The organism is Pseudomonas parafulva (assembly GCF_000800255.1).
Classification (GTDB): domain Bacteria; phylum Pseudomonadota; class Gammaproteobacteria; order Pseudomonadales; family Pseudomonadaceae; genus Aquipseudomonas; species Aquipseudomonas boreofloridensis.
Genome location: NZ_CP009747.1, coordinates 1,719,296 through 1,734,330 on the forward strand (window position 1 = coordinate 1,719,296; position 15,035 = coordinate 1,734,330).

The 15,035-nt window shown below is 63.9% G+C and carries 11 protein-coding genes; 3 read left to right on the forward strand and 8 right to left on the reverse strand.

Annotated features, from left to right (window positions below; all coding sequences use genetic code 11):
* Positions 1 to 219: 219 nt before the first annotated feature.
* From NJ69_RS07555 to mqo, 4 genes are all read right to left on the reverse strand, one after another.
* Positions 220 to 2,421 carry a xanthine dehydrogenase family protein molybdopterin-binding subunit gene (locus NJ69_RS07555; RefSeq protein WP_039577687.1) on the reverse strand — a complete coding sequence of 734 codons (2,202 nt, stop codon included), beginning with the start codon at positions 2,419 to 2,421 and terminating at the stop codon, positions 220 to 222.
* Entirely contained in the window at positions 2,418 to 3,419 is a 1,002-nt protein-coding gene (locus tag NJ69_RS07560) for an FAD binding domain-containing protein (RefSeq protein WP_039577689.1), read from the reverse strand. The genes NJ69_RS07555 and NJ69_RS07560 overlap by 4 nt, the downstream gene beginning before the upstream one ends.
* Positions 3,416 to 3,922: a (2Fe-2S)-binding protein gene (locus NJ69_RS07565; protein ID WP_039577690.1), complete on the reverse strand. Its 507-nt coding sequence runs from the start codon at positions 3,920 to 3,922 to the stop codon at positions 3,416 to 3,418. Before NJ69_RS07565 ends, NJ69_RS07560 begins: the two co-directional genes overlap by 4 nt.
* Positions 3,923 to 4,120: 198 nt before the next feature.
* Positions 4,121 to 5,770: a malate dehydrogenase (quinone) gene (gene mqo, locus NJ69_RS07570; protein ID WP_039577692.1), complete on the reverse strand. Its 1,650-nt coding sequence runs from the start codon at positions 5,768 to 5,770 to the stop codon at positions 4,121 to 4,123.
* A 298-nt stretch (positions 5,771 to 6,068) separates the two neighbouring features.
* Between mqo and NJ69_RS07575 the strand changes: the two genes are divergently transcribed.
* Complete coding sequence (locus tag NJ69_RS07575; RefSeq protein WP_039577693.1) at positions 6,069 to 6,365, forward strand: hypothetical protein; 297 nt, start codon at positions 6,069 to 6,071, stop codon at positions 6,363 to 6,365.
* A 107-nt stretch (positions 6,366 to 6,472) separates the two neighbouring features.
* The gene (locus tag NJ69_RS07580) at positions 6,473 to 7,582 is read left to right on the forward strand and encodes a Gfo/Idh/MocA family protein (RefSeq protein ID WP_039577695.1); all 1,110 of its coding nucleotides are present in this window, start codon (positions 6,473 to 6,475) and stop codon (positions 7,580 to 7,582) included.
* A 46-nt stretch (positions 7,583 to 7,628) separates the two neighbouring features.
* Here NJ69_RS07580 and NJ69_RS07585 read toward each other — a convergent pair whose 3' ends face one another.
* Entirely contained in the window at positions 7,629 to 9,176 is a 1,548-nt protein-coding gene (locus NJ69_RS07585; RefSeq protein ID WP_245219521.1) for a glycoside hydrolase family 15 protein, read from the reverse strand.
* Between the two features lie 426 nt (positions 9,177 to 9,602).
* Between NJ69_RS07585 and NJ69_RS07590 the strand changes: the two genes are divergently transcribed.
* The gene (locus NJ69_RS07590; RefSeq protein WP_039577697.1) at positions 9,603 to 9,905 is read left to right on the forward strand and encodes a DUF6555 family protein; all 303 of its coding nucleotides are present in this window, start codon (positions 9,603 to 9,605) and stop codon (positions 9,903 to 9,905) included.
* Between the two features lie 102 nt (positions 9,906 to 10,007).
* On the opposite strand, the gene mobA is transcribed toward NJ69_RS07590, so the two are convergent.
* The 3 genes from mobA to NJ69_RS07605 form a co-directional block, all read right to left on the reverse strand.
* Positions 10,008 to 10,583, reverse strand: coding sequence for a molybdenum cofactor guanylyltransferase MobA (gene mobA, locus NJ69_RS07595; protein ID WP_039577698.1), 576 nt, complete (start codon positions 10,581 to 10,583; stop codon positions 10,008 to 10,010).
* Between the two features lie 61 nt (positions 10,584 to 10,644).
* Positions 10,645 to 13,749 (reverse strand): multidrug efflux RND transporter permease subunit, encoded by a 3,105-nt coding sequence (locus NJ69_RS07600; RefSeq protein ID WP_039577701.1) that lies wholly within the window; start codon positions 13,747 to 13,749, stop codon positions 10,645 to 10,647.
* Between the two features lie 11 nt (positions 13,750 to 13,760).
* On the reverse strand, positions 13,761 to 14,930 hold the full coding sequence (locus tag NJ69_RS07605) for an efflux RND transporter periplasmic adaptor subunit (RefSeq protein ID WP_039577704.1): 1,170 nt from the start codon (positions 14,928 to 14,930) through the stop codon (positions 13,761 to 13,763).
* Positions 14,931 to 15,035: the final 105 nt, after the last annotated feature.

Consider the following 15,035-nt stretch of genomic DNA (forward strand, 5'->3'; position numbering starts at 1 on the left):
GTGGCGTATCGGTGAGGGCAACGGCGCGGGGTTCGCGATGCTACGCAAGGCCGCGGCGCGTCTCAACCCAGGCTTGCCCTGCGATCACCGTGCCGCAGGGCTGCCGAGCCGCTGTTGAAGGGGTTGTCGAGAACATGAAGATTTATTCATTCGGCCAGAGGGTGCGTGGGTTGCGTCCCGCCTCGACGTTGAGAGAAGCAGGGCGCAACCCGCCGCGGTCTACAGCACTTTGTCGAGGGTGATCGGGAACTCGCGCACCCGCTTGCCCGTGGCGTGATAGAGGGCGTTGGCAATCGCGGCGGCGACGCCGACCACGCCGATTTCCCCGACGCCCTTGGAGCCGAGCTCATTGACGATGTCGTCTTGCTCCTCGACGAAAATCACCTCGATGTCGCCGATATCGGCGTGCACAGGAATGTGATACTCGGCCAGGTTGTGGTTGAGGACGCGACCCAGCCCATGGTCGGTTTGGCCTTCCTCGTGCAGCGCCATGCCCAAGCCCCACACCACGCCGCCGAGGATCTGGCTACGGGCGGTCTTGGGGTTGACCACGCGACCTGCCGCCACGGCGCTGACCACGCGGGTCACCTTGATCGAGCCCAGATCCTCATCGACAGCGACTTCGACGAAAACGGCCGAGTGGGTCGCGGTGGAAAAGGCCTGGCGCCGACTCCCAGGCTCGGCGTCGATCTGCACCTGCAATACGCCATGCTCGGCGCGAGCAACGATGTCTGCCAGGGCGATGCGCTGGCCGGCGGCGTGCAGATGGCCGTCGGTGAAGCGAATGTCTTCGACCGCCACTGCCGACAGCGCGGGGTACGCCTGACGTGCGCATTCCAGCACCTTGGCGCGCAACACCAGGCAGGCCTGGCGCACCGCCGAGCCGACCGAGGACACGGTGAACGAGCCGCCTTGCAGGGGCGCGGTGGGCAACGAGGAGTCGCCAAGCTCGAAGGTCACCTCAGCCGTGTCCAGGCCCATGGCGTCGGCCGCGATCTGGGTCATGACGGTGTAGGTGCCGGTGCCAATATCCGTGGTAGCGCTGCTGACCGTCAGGTGTCCGGAGGCATCCATCCGGGCTTTGGCGCTGGCTTTCATCTGCATGGCTTCCCACACGCCGGTGGCCATGCCCCAGCCCAGCAATTGCTTGCCGCTGCGCATGCTGCGCGGCTGCGGGTTGCGCTTGGCCCAGCCGAAGCGCTCGGCGCCTTGGTCGTAGCAGGCCAGCAGTTCTTTGCTGGAGTAGGGCTTGCCTTCATTGCCGTTGTGCGAGGCAAAGTTGAGCCGTCGCAGTTCCACCGGGTCCAGGTCCGCTGCGCAGGCCAGTTCATCCATCGCGCATTCCAGCGCGATCATCCCTGATCCGGCCCCAGGGGCACGCATGTCCAGCGGGGTGTAAACGTCCAGGTCCACCAGGCGATAGCCCAGTGCCACGTTGTCGCACTGGTAGAGCATGCCGCTCCATTCCACCAAGTGCTCGGTGAAGTCTTCGAAGCGTGAGGTCTGGCCAATTGCGTCGTGGCCGACCGCCAGTAACTTGCCCCTGCCATCCACACCCAGCCGTACACGCTGCTGAGTCCTTGGGCGATAGCCGAAGGTGAACATCTGCTGACGGGTGAGGGTGAGTCGCACCGATCGCTTGAGGTGCAGCGCCGCCATCACCGCCAGGGGCAGTTGATATTGAGGTCTCAGACCCGAGCCGAATGCCCCGCCGACGAACGCGGCCAGCACGCGGATACGGTCCTTGGGCAGGCCGAAGACGTTGTGCAAGTATTCTTGGCAGTTCTGCGTGCCTTGGGTCTTGTCGTGGATTTCCAGGGCATCGCCGGATCTGTAGAACACCGTGGAGGCGTGTGGCTCCATCGGGTTGTGGTATTCGTTGGCAGTGACATAAGTAGCGTCCAGCGTGGTGGTCGCAGTGGCATAGGCACCGGCGAAATCACCACGCGGCTCGGGGAGCTCGGCCGGCGCTTCGTGGCTGGCTGCAAGCGCACCGAGCAGATCGGTGCGATGGTCATCCTGATCGTACTCCACGGTGACCAACGCCCCGGCATGCCGGGCGAGCTCCAGCGTGTCGGCCACCACCAGCGCGATTGGCTGGCCGCTGTACAGGACCTTGTCGTTGTACAGCGGACGGAAAGGGGACCCGTCGGCCGAGTCGTCATCGCTGTAATCATCGTCGTAACTGGAGACATGGGGTCTGTTCAGGTGGTGCAGCACGGCAATCACGCCAGGCACCTGCAGGGCGGCGGCGATGTCAATTGCGCGGATACGGCCGCTGGCGATGGTGCTCGACACCACACTGGCATGCAGCAGGCCGTCTTCGTGGTACTCGCCAGCATAGCGCGCCTGGCCGGTGACCTTGGCCACGCCATCGACGCGGTCCAGGGGCTTGCCCATGGCGGAGGTAAAAGTGTTCATGGGGTGTTTCCTCCGTGCGGGGCACCAAGCGCTGCTTCGGTCAAGGCGCGAATGATCGCGCGCTCGGCCAGTTCGACTTTGAAGCCGTTGTGATCGAGCGGGACGGCGTCTTCGAGGACCAGCTTGGCCACTCGGGCGAAGAGTGCTGGCGAGACGGTCTGTCCCTGCATCAACGCCTCAGCCGCCTCGTTGCGCCAGGGCTTGTGCGCCACGCCACCGAGTGCCAGGCGCGCTTGCTGGATGACGTCGCCGCGCAACTCCAGTGCTGCTGCGACCGATATCAAGGCAAAGGCATAGGACGCCCGGTCACGAATCTTCAGGTAGCGGGCGTGTTCGGCGAACCGCGCCGGGGGCAGCTCGATGGCGGTGATCAGTTCATCGTCGTCGAGTTGATTGTCACGCTCAGGTGCATCGCCGGGCAGACGGTGGAAATCCTTGAAGGCGACGCAGCGCGTGCCGCGAAGACTCTGCACGTGCACCACGGCCTCCAGCGCCGCCAGGGACACGCACATGTCCGAAGGGTGAGTCGCAACGCACGCTTCGCTGGCACCGAGGATGGCGTGAATACGGTTCAGGCCTGTGCGCGCCGGGCAGCCGCTGCCGGGTTCGCGTTTGTTGCAGGGCGTGCCGGTGTCATAGAAGTAGTAGCACCGGGTGCGTTGCAACAGGTTGCCGCCGGTGCTGGCCATGTTGCGCAACTGCGGCGAAGCGCCGGCCAGGATGGCTTCGGACAGCAACGGGTAGTCCCGCTCGATCAGCGGATGCCAGGCCAGGTCGGCGTTGCTCACTAGAGCGCCGATCAGCACGCCACCGTCGGCGGTGGACTGCACGCTGTCCAGGCCCAGGCCGGAAAGGTCGATCAGGCGTTCGGGACGCTCGATGTTTTCCTTCATCAGGTCGACCAGGTTGGTGCCGCCAGCGATGAAGCGTGCGCCGGGCCCGACACTGTTCAGGGCCTCGGCGATGGAGGTGGGGTGCTGATAGCTGAAGGGCGTCATTCACTCACCTCGCGCATCTGCGGCAGGGCTTCTTCGACCGCCGCGATGATGTTGCTGTAAGCCCCGCAGCGGCACAGGTTGCCGCTCATGTGCTCGCGGATGGCCTCCCGGGTATGGGCACGGCCTTCGCGGGCCAGTCCGACCGCCGAGCAGATCTGCCCAGGCGTGCAGTAGCCGCACTGGAACGCGTCCTGCTTGATGAAGGCGCGTTGCAGGGGATGCAACGTATCGCCGTCAGCCAACCCCTCGATGGTGACCAAATCGGCCCCCTCGCAGCGGATCGCCAAGGTCAGGCAGGCGTTGACTCGCTTGCCGTCGCGCAACACGGTACAGGCGCCGCACTGGCCATGGTCACAGCCCTTCTTCGACCCCGTCAGGTCAAGCTGTTCGCGCAGCAGGTCCAGCAGCGTAGTCCAGGGATGCACCTGTACGGTAAGGGCCTGACCGTTGACGGTCAGGGAAACGGGGTGCGCCGCAGCGCCCTCGACAGAGGTGGCATTCATGGAAATTCCTCACGGTTACGGTCGTGCACAGTGGACTGTGTCTCTAAACAGCGACTGACGTGATCCGATGAAGGTTCAGCCTGTTTGCCGGAACGCTGATGGAAGGGGCTGGCGTTGAACGGGCTTGGCTAAGCCGTAGAAGCGGCTGGAGGGTGCTCCGGCAGACCTGTGCGAGGTCTGCCGGAAAGGTCTCCATGCTCAGGGTTTGAGGTCTGGATTGGTGTCTTTGGTGTTTTTCTGACCGATGGGATCGATATCGTCCGGGTTACGCGGGTCCTGGCGCGTGTCGATGTTCGGTGCCGGAGACAGTTGCAGCACCTCGTTGGTGTAGTCCCACTCCTGCTGGACCTTGTCCGGGTGATCGTTCAAGTGCAGGCCGTAGGACGGGATGATCTGCTTGATTTTCTGTTGCCATTCGGGTGTGGCGAGCTTGTCCTTGAACACTCGGTTGAGCAGGTCGAGCATGATCGGGGGCGCGGTCGAGGCGCCCGGCGAGGCGCCCAGCAGGCCGGCGATGCTGCCGTCCTTGGAGGCGACCACTTCGGTACCGAGCTTGAGCACACCGCCTTGGTCCGGGTCTTTCTTGATGATCTGCACGCGCTGGCCGGCCTGCCACAGTCGCCAATCTTCCTTCTTGGCATGGGGGAAGTAAGTCTGCAGGGCTTCGAAACGATCGTCGTCGGACTGCATGACTTGGCCGACCAGGTACTTGACCAGGTCGAACTCACGCACCCCGACGCGGACCATGGGCCAGGTGTTGTGCACGCTCATGCTGGCGAACAGGTCGAGTAGCGAACCTTCCTTGAGGAATTTGGTGGAAAAGGTCGCGAACGGCCCGAACAGGATCATGCGCTTGCCGTCCAGTACCCGCGTGTCCAGGTGTGGCACCGACATCGGCGGCGCGCCGGTGGCGGCGATGCCGTAGGCCTTGGCCATGTGGCGCAGGGCGATGGCCGGGTTCTCGGTGACCAGGAACGAGCCGCCCACGGGGAAGCCGGCATAGTCCTTGGCCTCGTCGATGCCTGACTTCTGCAGCAGCGGCAGCGCGGCACCGCCCGCGCCGATGAACAGGAACTTGGCGTCGGTCGACTGGCGGCTGCCGTCCTTGAGGTTCTTGTACGTCACGTGCCACGAGCCGTCGTCGTTGCGGGTGATGTCCTGGACCTCGCTGGACAGTTTGAGGTCGAAGTTCGGCCGGCTCTGCAGGTAGGCCACGTACTGGCGGGTGATCTCGCCAAAATTGACGTCGGTGCCGATGGGTGTCCAGGTCGCCGCCAGTTTTTGATCGGGGTCGCGACCCTCCATCATCAGCGGCACCCACTTGCGGATCTGCTCGGGGTCCTCGGAGTACTGCATCGGCCGGAACAGGGGGCTGGCCTGCAGCGCTTCGTAACGCTTGCGCAGGAAGCGGATATTGTCGTCGCCCCAGACGAAGCTCATGTGCGGCGTGGAGTTGATGAACGAACGCGGATTTTTAAGTACGCCCTGCTTGACCTGCCAGGCGAGGAACTGGCGGGTGATCTGGAACGACTCGTTGATTTCCACGGCCTTGGTGATATCGATCTTGCCGTCTTTCTCCGGTGTGTAGTTCAGCTCGGCCAAAGCCGAATGGCCGGTGCCGGCGTTGTTCCAGCCGTTGGAGCTTTCCTCGGCGACTTTGTCCAGTCGCTCGATCATCTGCATCGACCAACTCGGCTCCAGTTCGTTGAGCCAGATGGCCAGGGTGGAGCTCATGATGCCACCGCCGACGACCAGCACATCGACCTTGGGTGGATCGGCGGCGTTGGCGGTGGACAGGGCGCAGCCTAGGCTGAGCAGCGCGCAGTTGAGGCGGTTGTTGATCTTCATGTCGGCTCCAGAGAGGCACGCACGCCTCCGATAACGGTGGAACAGTCTTCGAGAAGCCTGACCGGACGTCGGTTCAAAACGTCCGGCCAGGGCCTGCATTGGAGTAGCAGGCGCGTCACCTTGAGGTTGAGAATAGAAGATCGTCGCAGCGCCACGGGAGGCACGGGATGCTGTTGGTCCGCACAGATCGCCAGCACTCGTCTGGAGGGCTATCCTTCGAGCAGATCACCTGGTGCTTGAGGGGGCCACCCCACATCGGCATGACCTACCATCGAATACACATCAGGGAGGACGCGACATGCTTAAGCGAGGCGATGACTACAAGCGCTGGTGCGACCCAGGCCTCAACCATCAGGTTCATCAGCAAACCCTCGATGACGGCACGTTGCTCGAGGCACAGACGCGCTTGTCGCGAACCGGCGCTACGCAGTTGTTCATTGGGATCTACGAGGCAGACGGTGCGTGCATCCATGAGCGTGTCTACGACCAAAGGCCTGGCGAAACCACCACGCGTGCATTGCTCTGGGGGCTGGGTCGCGCCCGGCGTCTGGCGCAAGAAGCGCGCAAGCATGGGACTTGGATCATCAATCAGTGAGTCTGCAGGCCTGAGGTTCACCTGGGCCACCCGGTAGATTTTTGGAACTCAGGCCCTGCGCCACTTGCCCACTTCCTTGACAGTCACAGACCACGAGGAGGGGCAAGATGCCCAAGGCAACAGGCAAAGTCCGTTATGGCGTGGTAGCCGGCGGCTCGATTTCCCAGGGTGCATTCATGCCAGGTATCGGTCAGACCGATAACTCGGTGATCACTGCGTTGGTGACGGGTGACCCACAGAAGGCCAGGCTTCTGGCCGAGCGCTACGCGCTCAAGGCCTATGCCTATGAAGAGTACGCCGCGCTCTTGAGCAGCGGTGAAGTGGATGCGGTGTACGTTGCCACGCCGAACTTCCGCCACCGCGAATTCGTGGTTCCAGCGCTCGAGGCGGGCATTCACGTGCTGCTGGAAAAACCCATGGGGGTCAGTGAGGCCGATTGCCAGGCCATGATCGACGCGGCGCAGCGTTCCGGCGCCAAACTGATGATCGCCTACCGCCTGCACTGCGAGCCCGGCACCCTGGACATGGTCGAGCGCGTGCATGCCGGTAACTTCGGTGACCCACGGTTGTTCACGTCGATCTTCACCCAACGGGTCAAACCCAGCAATCATCGCGCGCAAAGCGGTTTCGAGGCCGGCCCTGTGCCGGACATGGGGCCGTATCCGCTGAACATGGTGCGTCAGCTGTTCAATGCCGAACCCATCGAGGTGTCGGCGATCGGCGTGCATTCACCGGGGTCATCGATCAATACCTGGGACACCGTGACGGTGAGCCTGCGCTTCCCCGACGAGCGCCTGGCACAATTCACCGTGAGCTACACCTTGCCCGACAGCGAGCGTTTCCAATTGCTGGGCACCAAGGGCGAGATCGAGGCGTCGCCGTGTTTCGGCTATGGCGAAGGCGTCGCCATCAGCTATCGAGCCACCATCGACGGCGAAACGCGGGTCCACGTCAATCCGGTTGTGGATCAGTTCGCCGGTGAAACCGCTTACTTCTCCGATTGCATCCTCAACAACGAGAGTCCGGAGCCCGATGGAGAGGAGGGGCGGCGCGATGTGAGAGTGGTCGCCGCAATCCAGCGAGCCCTGGAGACTGGCCAGGCTCAGCGCCTCGAGCCCCTCGATCCACGGCCAGTCGCGCGGCGTGCAACGCAGCGTCGGGCGTTTCCGTTAGCCAAGGTGCCGCCGATGATCGACACCGAGTCGCCCACCGAATGACTGCGCCGTCCGAGCGCGCTGCCTGGCGCGCCCGGACCTGCGCGCCTCAGCGCTGGGGGGCGTAGCCACCAATGGCCAACGCCGCACGCAACGCGGCCAGGTGAGTCAGTCCCTGGGGCAGGTTGCCCAGATAATGCCCCGTACTTGGGTCGACCATTTCCGAGTAGATACCCACGCCATGGGCCAGCCCGGATAGCGCCTGGTCGTAAGCCTGCTCGGCACGGCCACGCTGATCGAGTATGGCCCAGGCCTCGATCAGCCAGAACGTGCAGGCGAGAAAACACCCTTCCTCTTGCTCGGCTCCGCTGTAGCGATAATGAAAGGCGCCGCTACCCAGTGCCTGCTGCACCGCCTCCAACGTACTGTTCAAACGTGCTCTGGATGGGTAGCCAAAGCGCACTGCCAGGGCGATGGAGGCATCCAGCCGATCGCTGCCGGGGTAGAACAGGTAGGCCTGGTGCTTCTCGCTCCAGCCGTGGGTTTCTATCCATACGAAAATACGCTCCCGCTCGCGCACCCAGCGCTCGCGGCAGGTGGTGGGCAGATGACCGCCATCGGCCAGTTCGATGGCACGGGTCAGGGCTTGCCAACTGCTGACCTTGGACATGGTGTAATGCTGCGGCTCGGGCAGTTCCCAGATACCGGAGTCGGGCAGGCGCCAGCAGTCCGCACATTGATCGGCCAAGTGGGCCAGCGTGGCGGCGCTCACGGCATCAAGGATATTGCCGCTGTCGATGAAACAGCGCGCGGTCTCGAAGATGTCGCCGAACACGCCGTGCTGCAGTTGATCCCGGGCATCGTTGCCGACCACCGGCGGGGAATGCTTGTAGCCGGGCAGGTCGAGGGGGCGGGTGCAGTCGCCCAGCGCACCGTCGAGTGTGTAGAACACCTGCGCCCCATGTTCTTTCACCCGCCGCAACAGCCAGGTGAAGGCGGCCTTGGCTTCGGGCTGGGCACCGATGCCGAGGAAGGCTTCGATGGTGTAGCCGGCATCACGGATCCAGGCGAAGCGGTAGTCGTAGTTCTTCGCACCGCCGATGCGCTCGGGCAACGAGGTGGTGGCCGCAGCCATGATCGAGCCGCTGGGCGAGGACAGCAGCAGCTTGAGCGCCAGGGCATTGCGCACCACCAGGCCCTTGAAAGGGCCATCGTAAACCAAGCTTTGTGACCACTGGCGCCATTCCCGGTCGGAGCCGTCGATGCGCGCATCGATCAGGCTCAACGGGGGCACCACCAGCGGCTCATCGTGCCCGGCGATCAACGCCACGATGCTGCGCTGGCCTGGGCCGACCGACACCCGGGCGCGCACGCCCATGTCATCCTTGCGCTCGATTTCCGTGCGCGCATCATGCAGGAACAGACCGAGGATATGACCGGCGTGGAACACGCAGCCGTTGTCGTTGGGCGTCAGGTAGGGGCTGATGGTATCGGCCTGGGTGCCGAAGTCGATGGCGATGTCGAACTCGACTTCGCCTTCGACTCCTTCGATACGGCGGGCCAGCTCAGCCCAGGGCAGGCGACCGGCCGGGCCGCTGTTCAAAGACTCGGTAAGTCTGGCGCGACCATTGGCGGTGATGTACAGGGTTTCCAGCACATTGCTGTCAGGTAGATACCGGCGCTGGACGTGGAAAGGTTCGCGTGGCGTGACGGCGAAGAAGCCTCCGGTGGAGGGGCCAGCAGCCGATCGAACAGGGGGGGAGAGTCCATGTGCGGGACGCACCACCAATCGATCGAACCATCCAGGCCGATCAGCGCCACTGATCGGCCATCGCCCAGGGCAGCGTAGTGCTCGAGCAGCAGCCAGCCACCGCTGTCGCGTTGCGGTTCGCCCTGTTGGCAGGAGTGAGAGTCGATATCGTGCACGCTGTGTCTCCGCTGTAGGTCGTCATCTTGGGACCAAGGGTGCGGCTGCAGAGTTCTGAACGACGCGTTGGCGCTATTGAGTGACCACTCAGTCAAAAAAACGGAATTTTTTGATTCAGTGCCCGCTCCATTAGCCTGAACTGATGAGGAGAGTCCAATGGCAGGAGAGCAGTTGTACGTGATCGAGTACGCGCTTCATGGGGAATACCGGACTTTCATCATTCGGCTGGAACGTATGGATAATGCCGCAGCTTGGCACTGGGCAAGCTGCGACGCGGGTGTGGGCATCATTCCCCGGTTTGGCCAGCATTCCATCAAGAAGGTCAGCCGGCCGATGGCTGAGCGCTATGGGCTGTCCGATGTGCGCTGGCGGCCTTCGGGGCAGGGTCCCGAGTTCGTCCCACCACCAGTAGATGTGAAGAGGTTTTCCAGTTCGGGACGCTGTGGGGCCGACGCCTGAGCGATATGAGCGGTGCCCCTGGAGTCGAACCCGCTGCTGTGAGGGCGGTTTCAGCCGCCCTCACGGGACGTTGCCAAAAGCCGTGGCCTGTGCTCGACGTTTTCACGGCTCGAGCAACTGTGGGCTGTTGAAATTGCTCAGGCGAAGGTCGTTTGCAGCACACTCCAAGCCAACTACGCGCTCGTGCTGCAGCGCTTTCTGCAGGCTGCGTTCGCCAGCCTGCCAGGCATGTTCGAGTACCGGGAGCAGTCGACGAGGCAAGACGCTGAACATCGGCTGCCAATAACCACTCTGACGAACCATCGCGGTGGCCTCTTCGGCCGCCGCGAGCTGGCGCAGGGCGTCGATCAATTCACGGTCGATCAGCGGCGAATCACACGCCAGTACCACCACCCATTCATGACGCACCACCTGCAGGCCGGCGATCACGCCAGCGAGCGGTCCTGGATAATCCCTGTCTTCATCGCCCACGCAGCAGTCGGCGAAGCCGGCATAGAGCTGCTGGTTGCGGTTGCACGAGATCACCAGGTCATCGGTGAGCGGCCGGACCACGCGCTGTATGTGCGCCACCAGCGGCTCGCCACGCCAAGGCAGCAAGCCCTTGTCACGCCCGCCCATGCGCTGGCCACGGCCTCCGGCGAGGATCAGAACGGAACAGGGGGGCAGGGCAGCAGGCATTGAAAAGGGCTCCGGACAGTGACTGCCCGGAACCCTCTCATTCAACGCCTGGCTTGTCCAGTCAGGCGTCCGGCTTGGCGCTGCGGTGACCGGCAATACGCATGACCACCACGAAGAACACCGGCACGAACACCACGGCCAGGGTCGCACTGAGCATGCCGCCTATCACGCCGGTGCCAATGGCTTGCTGGCTGGCCGAGCTGGCACCGCTGGCAATGGCCAGCGGCACCACGCCGAGGATGAACGCCAGCGAGGTCATGACGATGGGGCGCAGTCGCAGCTTGGCGGCCTGCATGGCCGCATCGGCGGCGTCCACGCCTTGATCGACCAGGCTCTTGGCGAACTCGATGATCAGGATGGCATTCTTCGCCGACAGACCGATCAGGGTGATCAGGCCGACTTTGAAGAAGACGTCGTTGGGCATGCCGCGCAGGGTCACCGCCAGCACCGCACCCAATACGCCCAACGGCACCACCAGCAGCACCGCCGTAGGGATCGACCAGCTCTCGTAGAGTGCTGCCAGGCACAGGAACACCACCAGCAGCGACAGGGCCAACAGTACAGGTGCCTGGCTACCGGACAAGCGCTCCTGCAAGGACAGACCAGTCCATTCCAGTGCACTGCCGGCGGGCAGGGCATCGACCAGGCGCTGGATTTCCGCCATTGCCTCGCCCGAGCTGTGGCCTGCTGCTGGCTCACCGGAAATCGACACCGCCGGGTAACCGTTGTAGCGCGTCAGTTGCACCGGGCCGCTGAGCCAGCGTGCCTGCACGAAAGCGCCGAGCGGCACCATCTTGCCGCTGGCGTTGCGTACGTGGATCTTCAGCAGATCCTCGACCTGGCTGCGTTGATCGCCCTCGGCTTGAACCACCACGCGTTGCATGCGGCCCTGGTTGGGGAAGTCGTTGACGTAGTTCGAGCCCACGGAAGTGTCGAGCACGGCGCCGATGTCGGCGAAGGACACACCCAGCGCATTGGCCTGACGGCGGTCCACTTCCAGTTGCACCTGCGGGCTCTCGGCCAACGATGCCTCACGTACGTTGGTCAGCACCTTGCTCTTGCGTGCCTGGGCCAGCAGCTCGTCGCGGGCCGCCATGAGACCGGCATGGCCCATGCCGCCGCGGTCCTGCAGGCGGAACTCGAAGCCGGTCGACTCGCCCAGTCCGTCCACCGGCGGCGGCAGCACTGAGTAGGCCACGGCATCCTTGAGCGCCGAGAACGCCAGGGTCGCGCGATCGGCGATCGACTGCGCGCTGTCGTCGGCGCCACGCTCGGACCAGTCCTTGAGCGTGGTGAAGGCCAGCGCCGCGTTCTGGCCAGTGCCCGAGAAGCTGAAGCCGAGGATCATGGTGGTGTTGCCCACGCCCGGTTCCTGGGCGTTGTGGGCTTCGATCTGCGCGGCGACCTGTTCGGTACGCATGCGGCTTGCCCCTGGGGGCAACTGGATGTCGGTGATGGTGTAACCCTGGTCCTCGGTGGGCAGGAAGGCGCTGGGTAACTGGCTGAAGCCGTAGCCCAGCACCGCCACCAGCAAACCGTACAGCAGCAGGTAGCGGCCACTGCGGGCCAGGGCGTGGGCGACCCAGCGCTGGTATCCCTGGCTCATGCCCTCGAAGCGGCGATTGAACCAGCCGAAGAAGCCTTTACGCTCATGATGCTCGCCTTTGGCGATGGGCTTGAGCAGGGTCGCGCACAAGGCGGGCGTGAGGCTCAGCGCCAGGAAAGCGGAGAACAGGATCGACACCGCCATCGACAGCGAAAATTGCTGGTAGATCACGCCCACCGAGCCTTTCATGAATGCCATGGGCAGGAATACGGCCACCAGCACCAGGGTGATGCCGATGATCGCGCCGCTGATCTGCCCCATCGCCTTGCGCGTCGCCTCCTTGGGACCTAGACCTTCCTCGGCCATGATCCGCTCGACGTTTTCCACCACCACGATGGCATCATCGACCAGGATGCCGATGGCCAGCACCATGCCGAACAGGGTCAGCACATTGACCGAAAAACCCAGCGCGAGCATCACGGCGAAGGTGCCCATGAGTGCGACGGGCACGACAAGGGTGGGGATCAAGGTGTAACGGATGTTCTGCAGGAACAGGAACATCACCGCGAACACCAGCAGCATCGCTTCGAATAGCGTGCTGATCACCTGCTTGATCGAGACCTTGACGAACGGCGAGGTGTCGTAAGGGATGTCGTATTTGACCCCGGCAGGGAAGTAGCGCGACAGCTCGTCCATCTTCTGCCGCACCAGCGTGGCCGTTTCCATGGCGTTGGCACCCGGGGACAGCTTGACGCTGAACGCGCTGGTCGCCTTGCCGTTCAGGCGCGTGCCGTATTGGTACTCCTGGGCGCCGATCTCGACGCGAGCGACATCGCCAACGGTGACCACCGAGCCATCGGGATTAGCCCGCAGCACGATGGCGGCGAACTCTTCTGGCGTGCTGAGCTGACCCTTGACCACCACGTTGGCGGTGATTTCCTGGGTCGGCCGGGTGGGCAGATCGCCGATGCTACCAGGCGCCACCTGCGCGTTCTGCGCCGTAATGGCGCTGGCCACGTCCTGAGGCGTGAGGGCGAAGCCGACCAGCTTGGCCGGATCGATCCAGATCCGCATGGCCCGTTCCGAGCCATAGAGCTGGGCCTTGCCGACACCCTTGATGCGGCGGATCTCGTTCATGACGTTGCGCGCCAGCAGATCGCTCAGGGCAATTTCGTCGTAGCTGCCGTCTTCGGAGGTGAGGGTGCCGAGCAACAGAAAGCCAGTGGAGACCTTCTCCACTTGCAGGCCTTGCTGAGTGACCGGTCGCGGCAGACGCGACTCGACCACTTTCAGACGGTTCTGCACATCGACCTGAGCCAGGTCGGGCACCGTGCCGGGCTCGAAGGTGGCGGTGATGGTGGCGCTGCCCAGGCTGCTCTGGGATTCGAAATACAGCAGATTATCGGCGCCATTGAGCTCCTGCTCGATGACGCTGACCACGCTCTCATCCATGGTCTGCGCCGAGGCGCCTGGGTACACGGCGTAGATTTCCACCTGCGGCGGCGCGACGTCGGGATACTGGGCGACCGGCAACTGCGGAATGGCCAGCGCGCCGGCGAGCAGGATGAACAAGGCGACCACCCAAGCGAAAATCGGGCGGTCGATGAAGAACTGCGGCATGGGTCAGGTCCTCACTGGCCGGTGTGCTTGACGAGGGGTTGAGCGGACTTGTCGGCGTCGACTTGCACTTGATCTCCGACCTTGACGTGCTGCAGGCCCTCGACCACCACGCGTTCGCCAGGCGTCAGCCCTTCGCTGACGATCCAGCGGTCACCCTGGGCACTGCCCAGGACCACCTGGCGCTCGTCGATACGCTGCTGGTCATCGACCACCAGCACCTTGGGTACGCCGGCGCTGTCGCGCAGAATCGCCCGCTGCGGCACGCTCAGGCCCTTGGGCTGTACCGCCTGCTCCAGTCGCACGCGCACATAGCTGCCGGGCAGCAGGTCCAGGTCTGGATTGGGGAACTCGCTGCGCAAGGTAATCTGGTTGGTGCTCGGGTCGACGCTGATGTCGGAGAACAACAGCTTGCCCGGCAGCGGGTAGGCACTGCCGTCGTCCTGAATCAGCGTGGCGCGGGCCTGGTCGGGGCCGACCTGCTGCAATTCGCCAGCGCGCAGGGCGCGGCGCAAGGCATTGAGGTCGCGGGTCGACTGGGTGACGTCGGCATGGATCGGGTCGAGTTGCTGGATGACGGCCATCTCGGTGGCCTCGCTCTGTCCGACCAGAGCGCCCTCGGTGACCAGGGCGCGGCCGATACGGCCTGAAATCGGTGCGGTGACCGTGGCGTAGCCCAAGTTCAGTCGCGCACGCTCCAGTGCTGCCCTGGCCTCGGCCACCTGGGCTCCGCCCTGCAGGAAGGCGGCACGGGCGTTGTCGTATTCCTGACGGCTCACGGCATTTTCTTCGACCAACTGCCGGTAGCGCTGCTCCTGAAGCCGCGCCTGGTACAAGGTAGCCTCGGCGCGGGCGAGGGCAGCGCGGGCGCTGTCGTGATCGGCCTTGAACGGTGCCGGGTCGATCAGGAACAGCACATCGCCTTGTTTGACGTCGCTGCCTTCGCGGTACACCCGCTTGAGCACCACGCCGGCGACGCGGGCGCGTACCTCGGCCGTCCTGGGTGCCAGAATACGCCCGCTCAGTTCGGTGCTGATGGCCAGAGCCTGCGGCTGCACGGTCTCGACCCGCACCTGCGGGGCTGGCGCGTCGGTTTCCTGATCGTTAGCATCGTCGCAACCGGCAAGGACCAAGCCCAGCACGGTCAAAAGCGCCAGACGGCGCTTGAAGAAGGGAATAGACATACGGATCTTCCAGATAGGATCGTGCCTATGCTACGGCAGCCGTTCGCGTGCGGGCTGTTAAGCTATGTAGGTCGTGTGTGAAAAAGTGTAAGGAGCGTGCTGTGC

Bases quoted from the DNA above. Each gene is read 5' to 3' on its own strand.
- NJ69_RS07565 (WP_039577690.1), bottom strand. From the start codon at position 3,922: ATGAATGCCACCTCTGTCGAGGGCGCTGCGGCGCACCCCGTTTCCCTG.
- NJ69_RS07580 (WP_039577695.1), top strand. From the start codon at position 6,473: ATGCCCAAGGCAACAGGCAAAGTCCGTTATGGCGTGGTAGCCGGCGGC.
- NJ69_RS07590 (WP_039577697.1), top strand. From the start codon at position 9,603: ATGGCAGGAGAGCAGTTGTACGTGATCGAGTACGCGCTTCATGGGGAA.
- NJ69_RS07600 (WP_039577701.1), bottom strand. From the start codon at position 13,749: ATGCCGCAGTTCTTCATCGACCGCCCGATTTTCGCTTGGGTGGTCGCC.
- mobA (WP_039577698.1), bottom strand. From the start codon at position 10,583: ATGCCTGCTGCCCTGCCCCCCTGTTCCGTTCTGATCCTCGCCGGAGGC.
- NJ69_RS07555 (WP_039577687.1), bottom strand. From the start codon at position 2,421: ATGAACACTTTTACCTCCGCCATGGGCAAGCCCCTGGACCGCGTCGAT.
- NJ69_RS07605 (WP_039577704.1), bottom strand. From the start codon at position 14,930: ATGTCTATTCCCTTCTTCAAGCGCCGTCTGGCGCTTTTGACCGTGCTG.
- NJ69_RS07575 (WP_039577693.1), top strand. From the start codon at position 6,069: ATGCTTAAGCGAGGCGATGACTACAAGCGCTGGTGCGACCCAGGCCTC.
- mqo (WP_039577692.1), bottom strand. From the start codon at position 5,770: ATGAAGATCAACAACCGCCTCAACTGCGCGCTGCTCAGCCTAGGCTGC.
- NJ69_RS07560 (WP_039577689.1), bottom strand. From the start codon at position 3,419: ATGACGCCCTTCAGCTATCAGCACCCCACCTCCATCGCCGAGGCCCTG.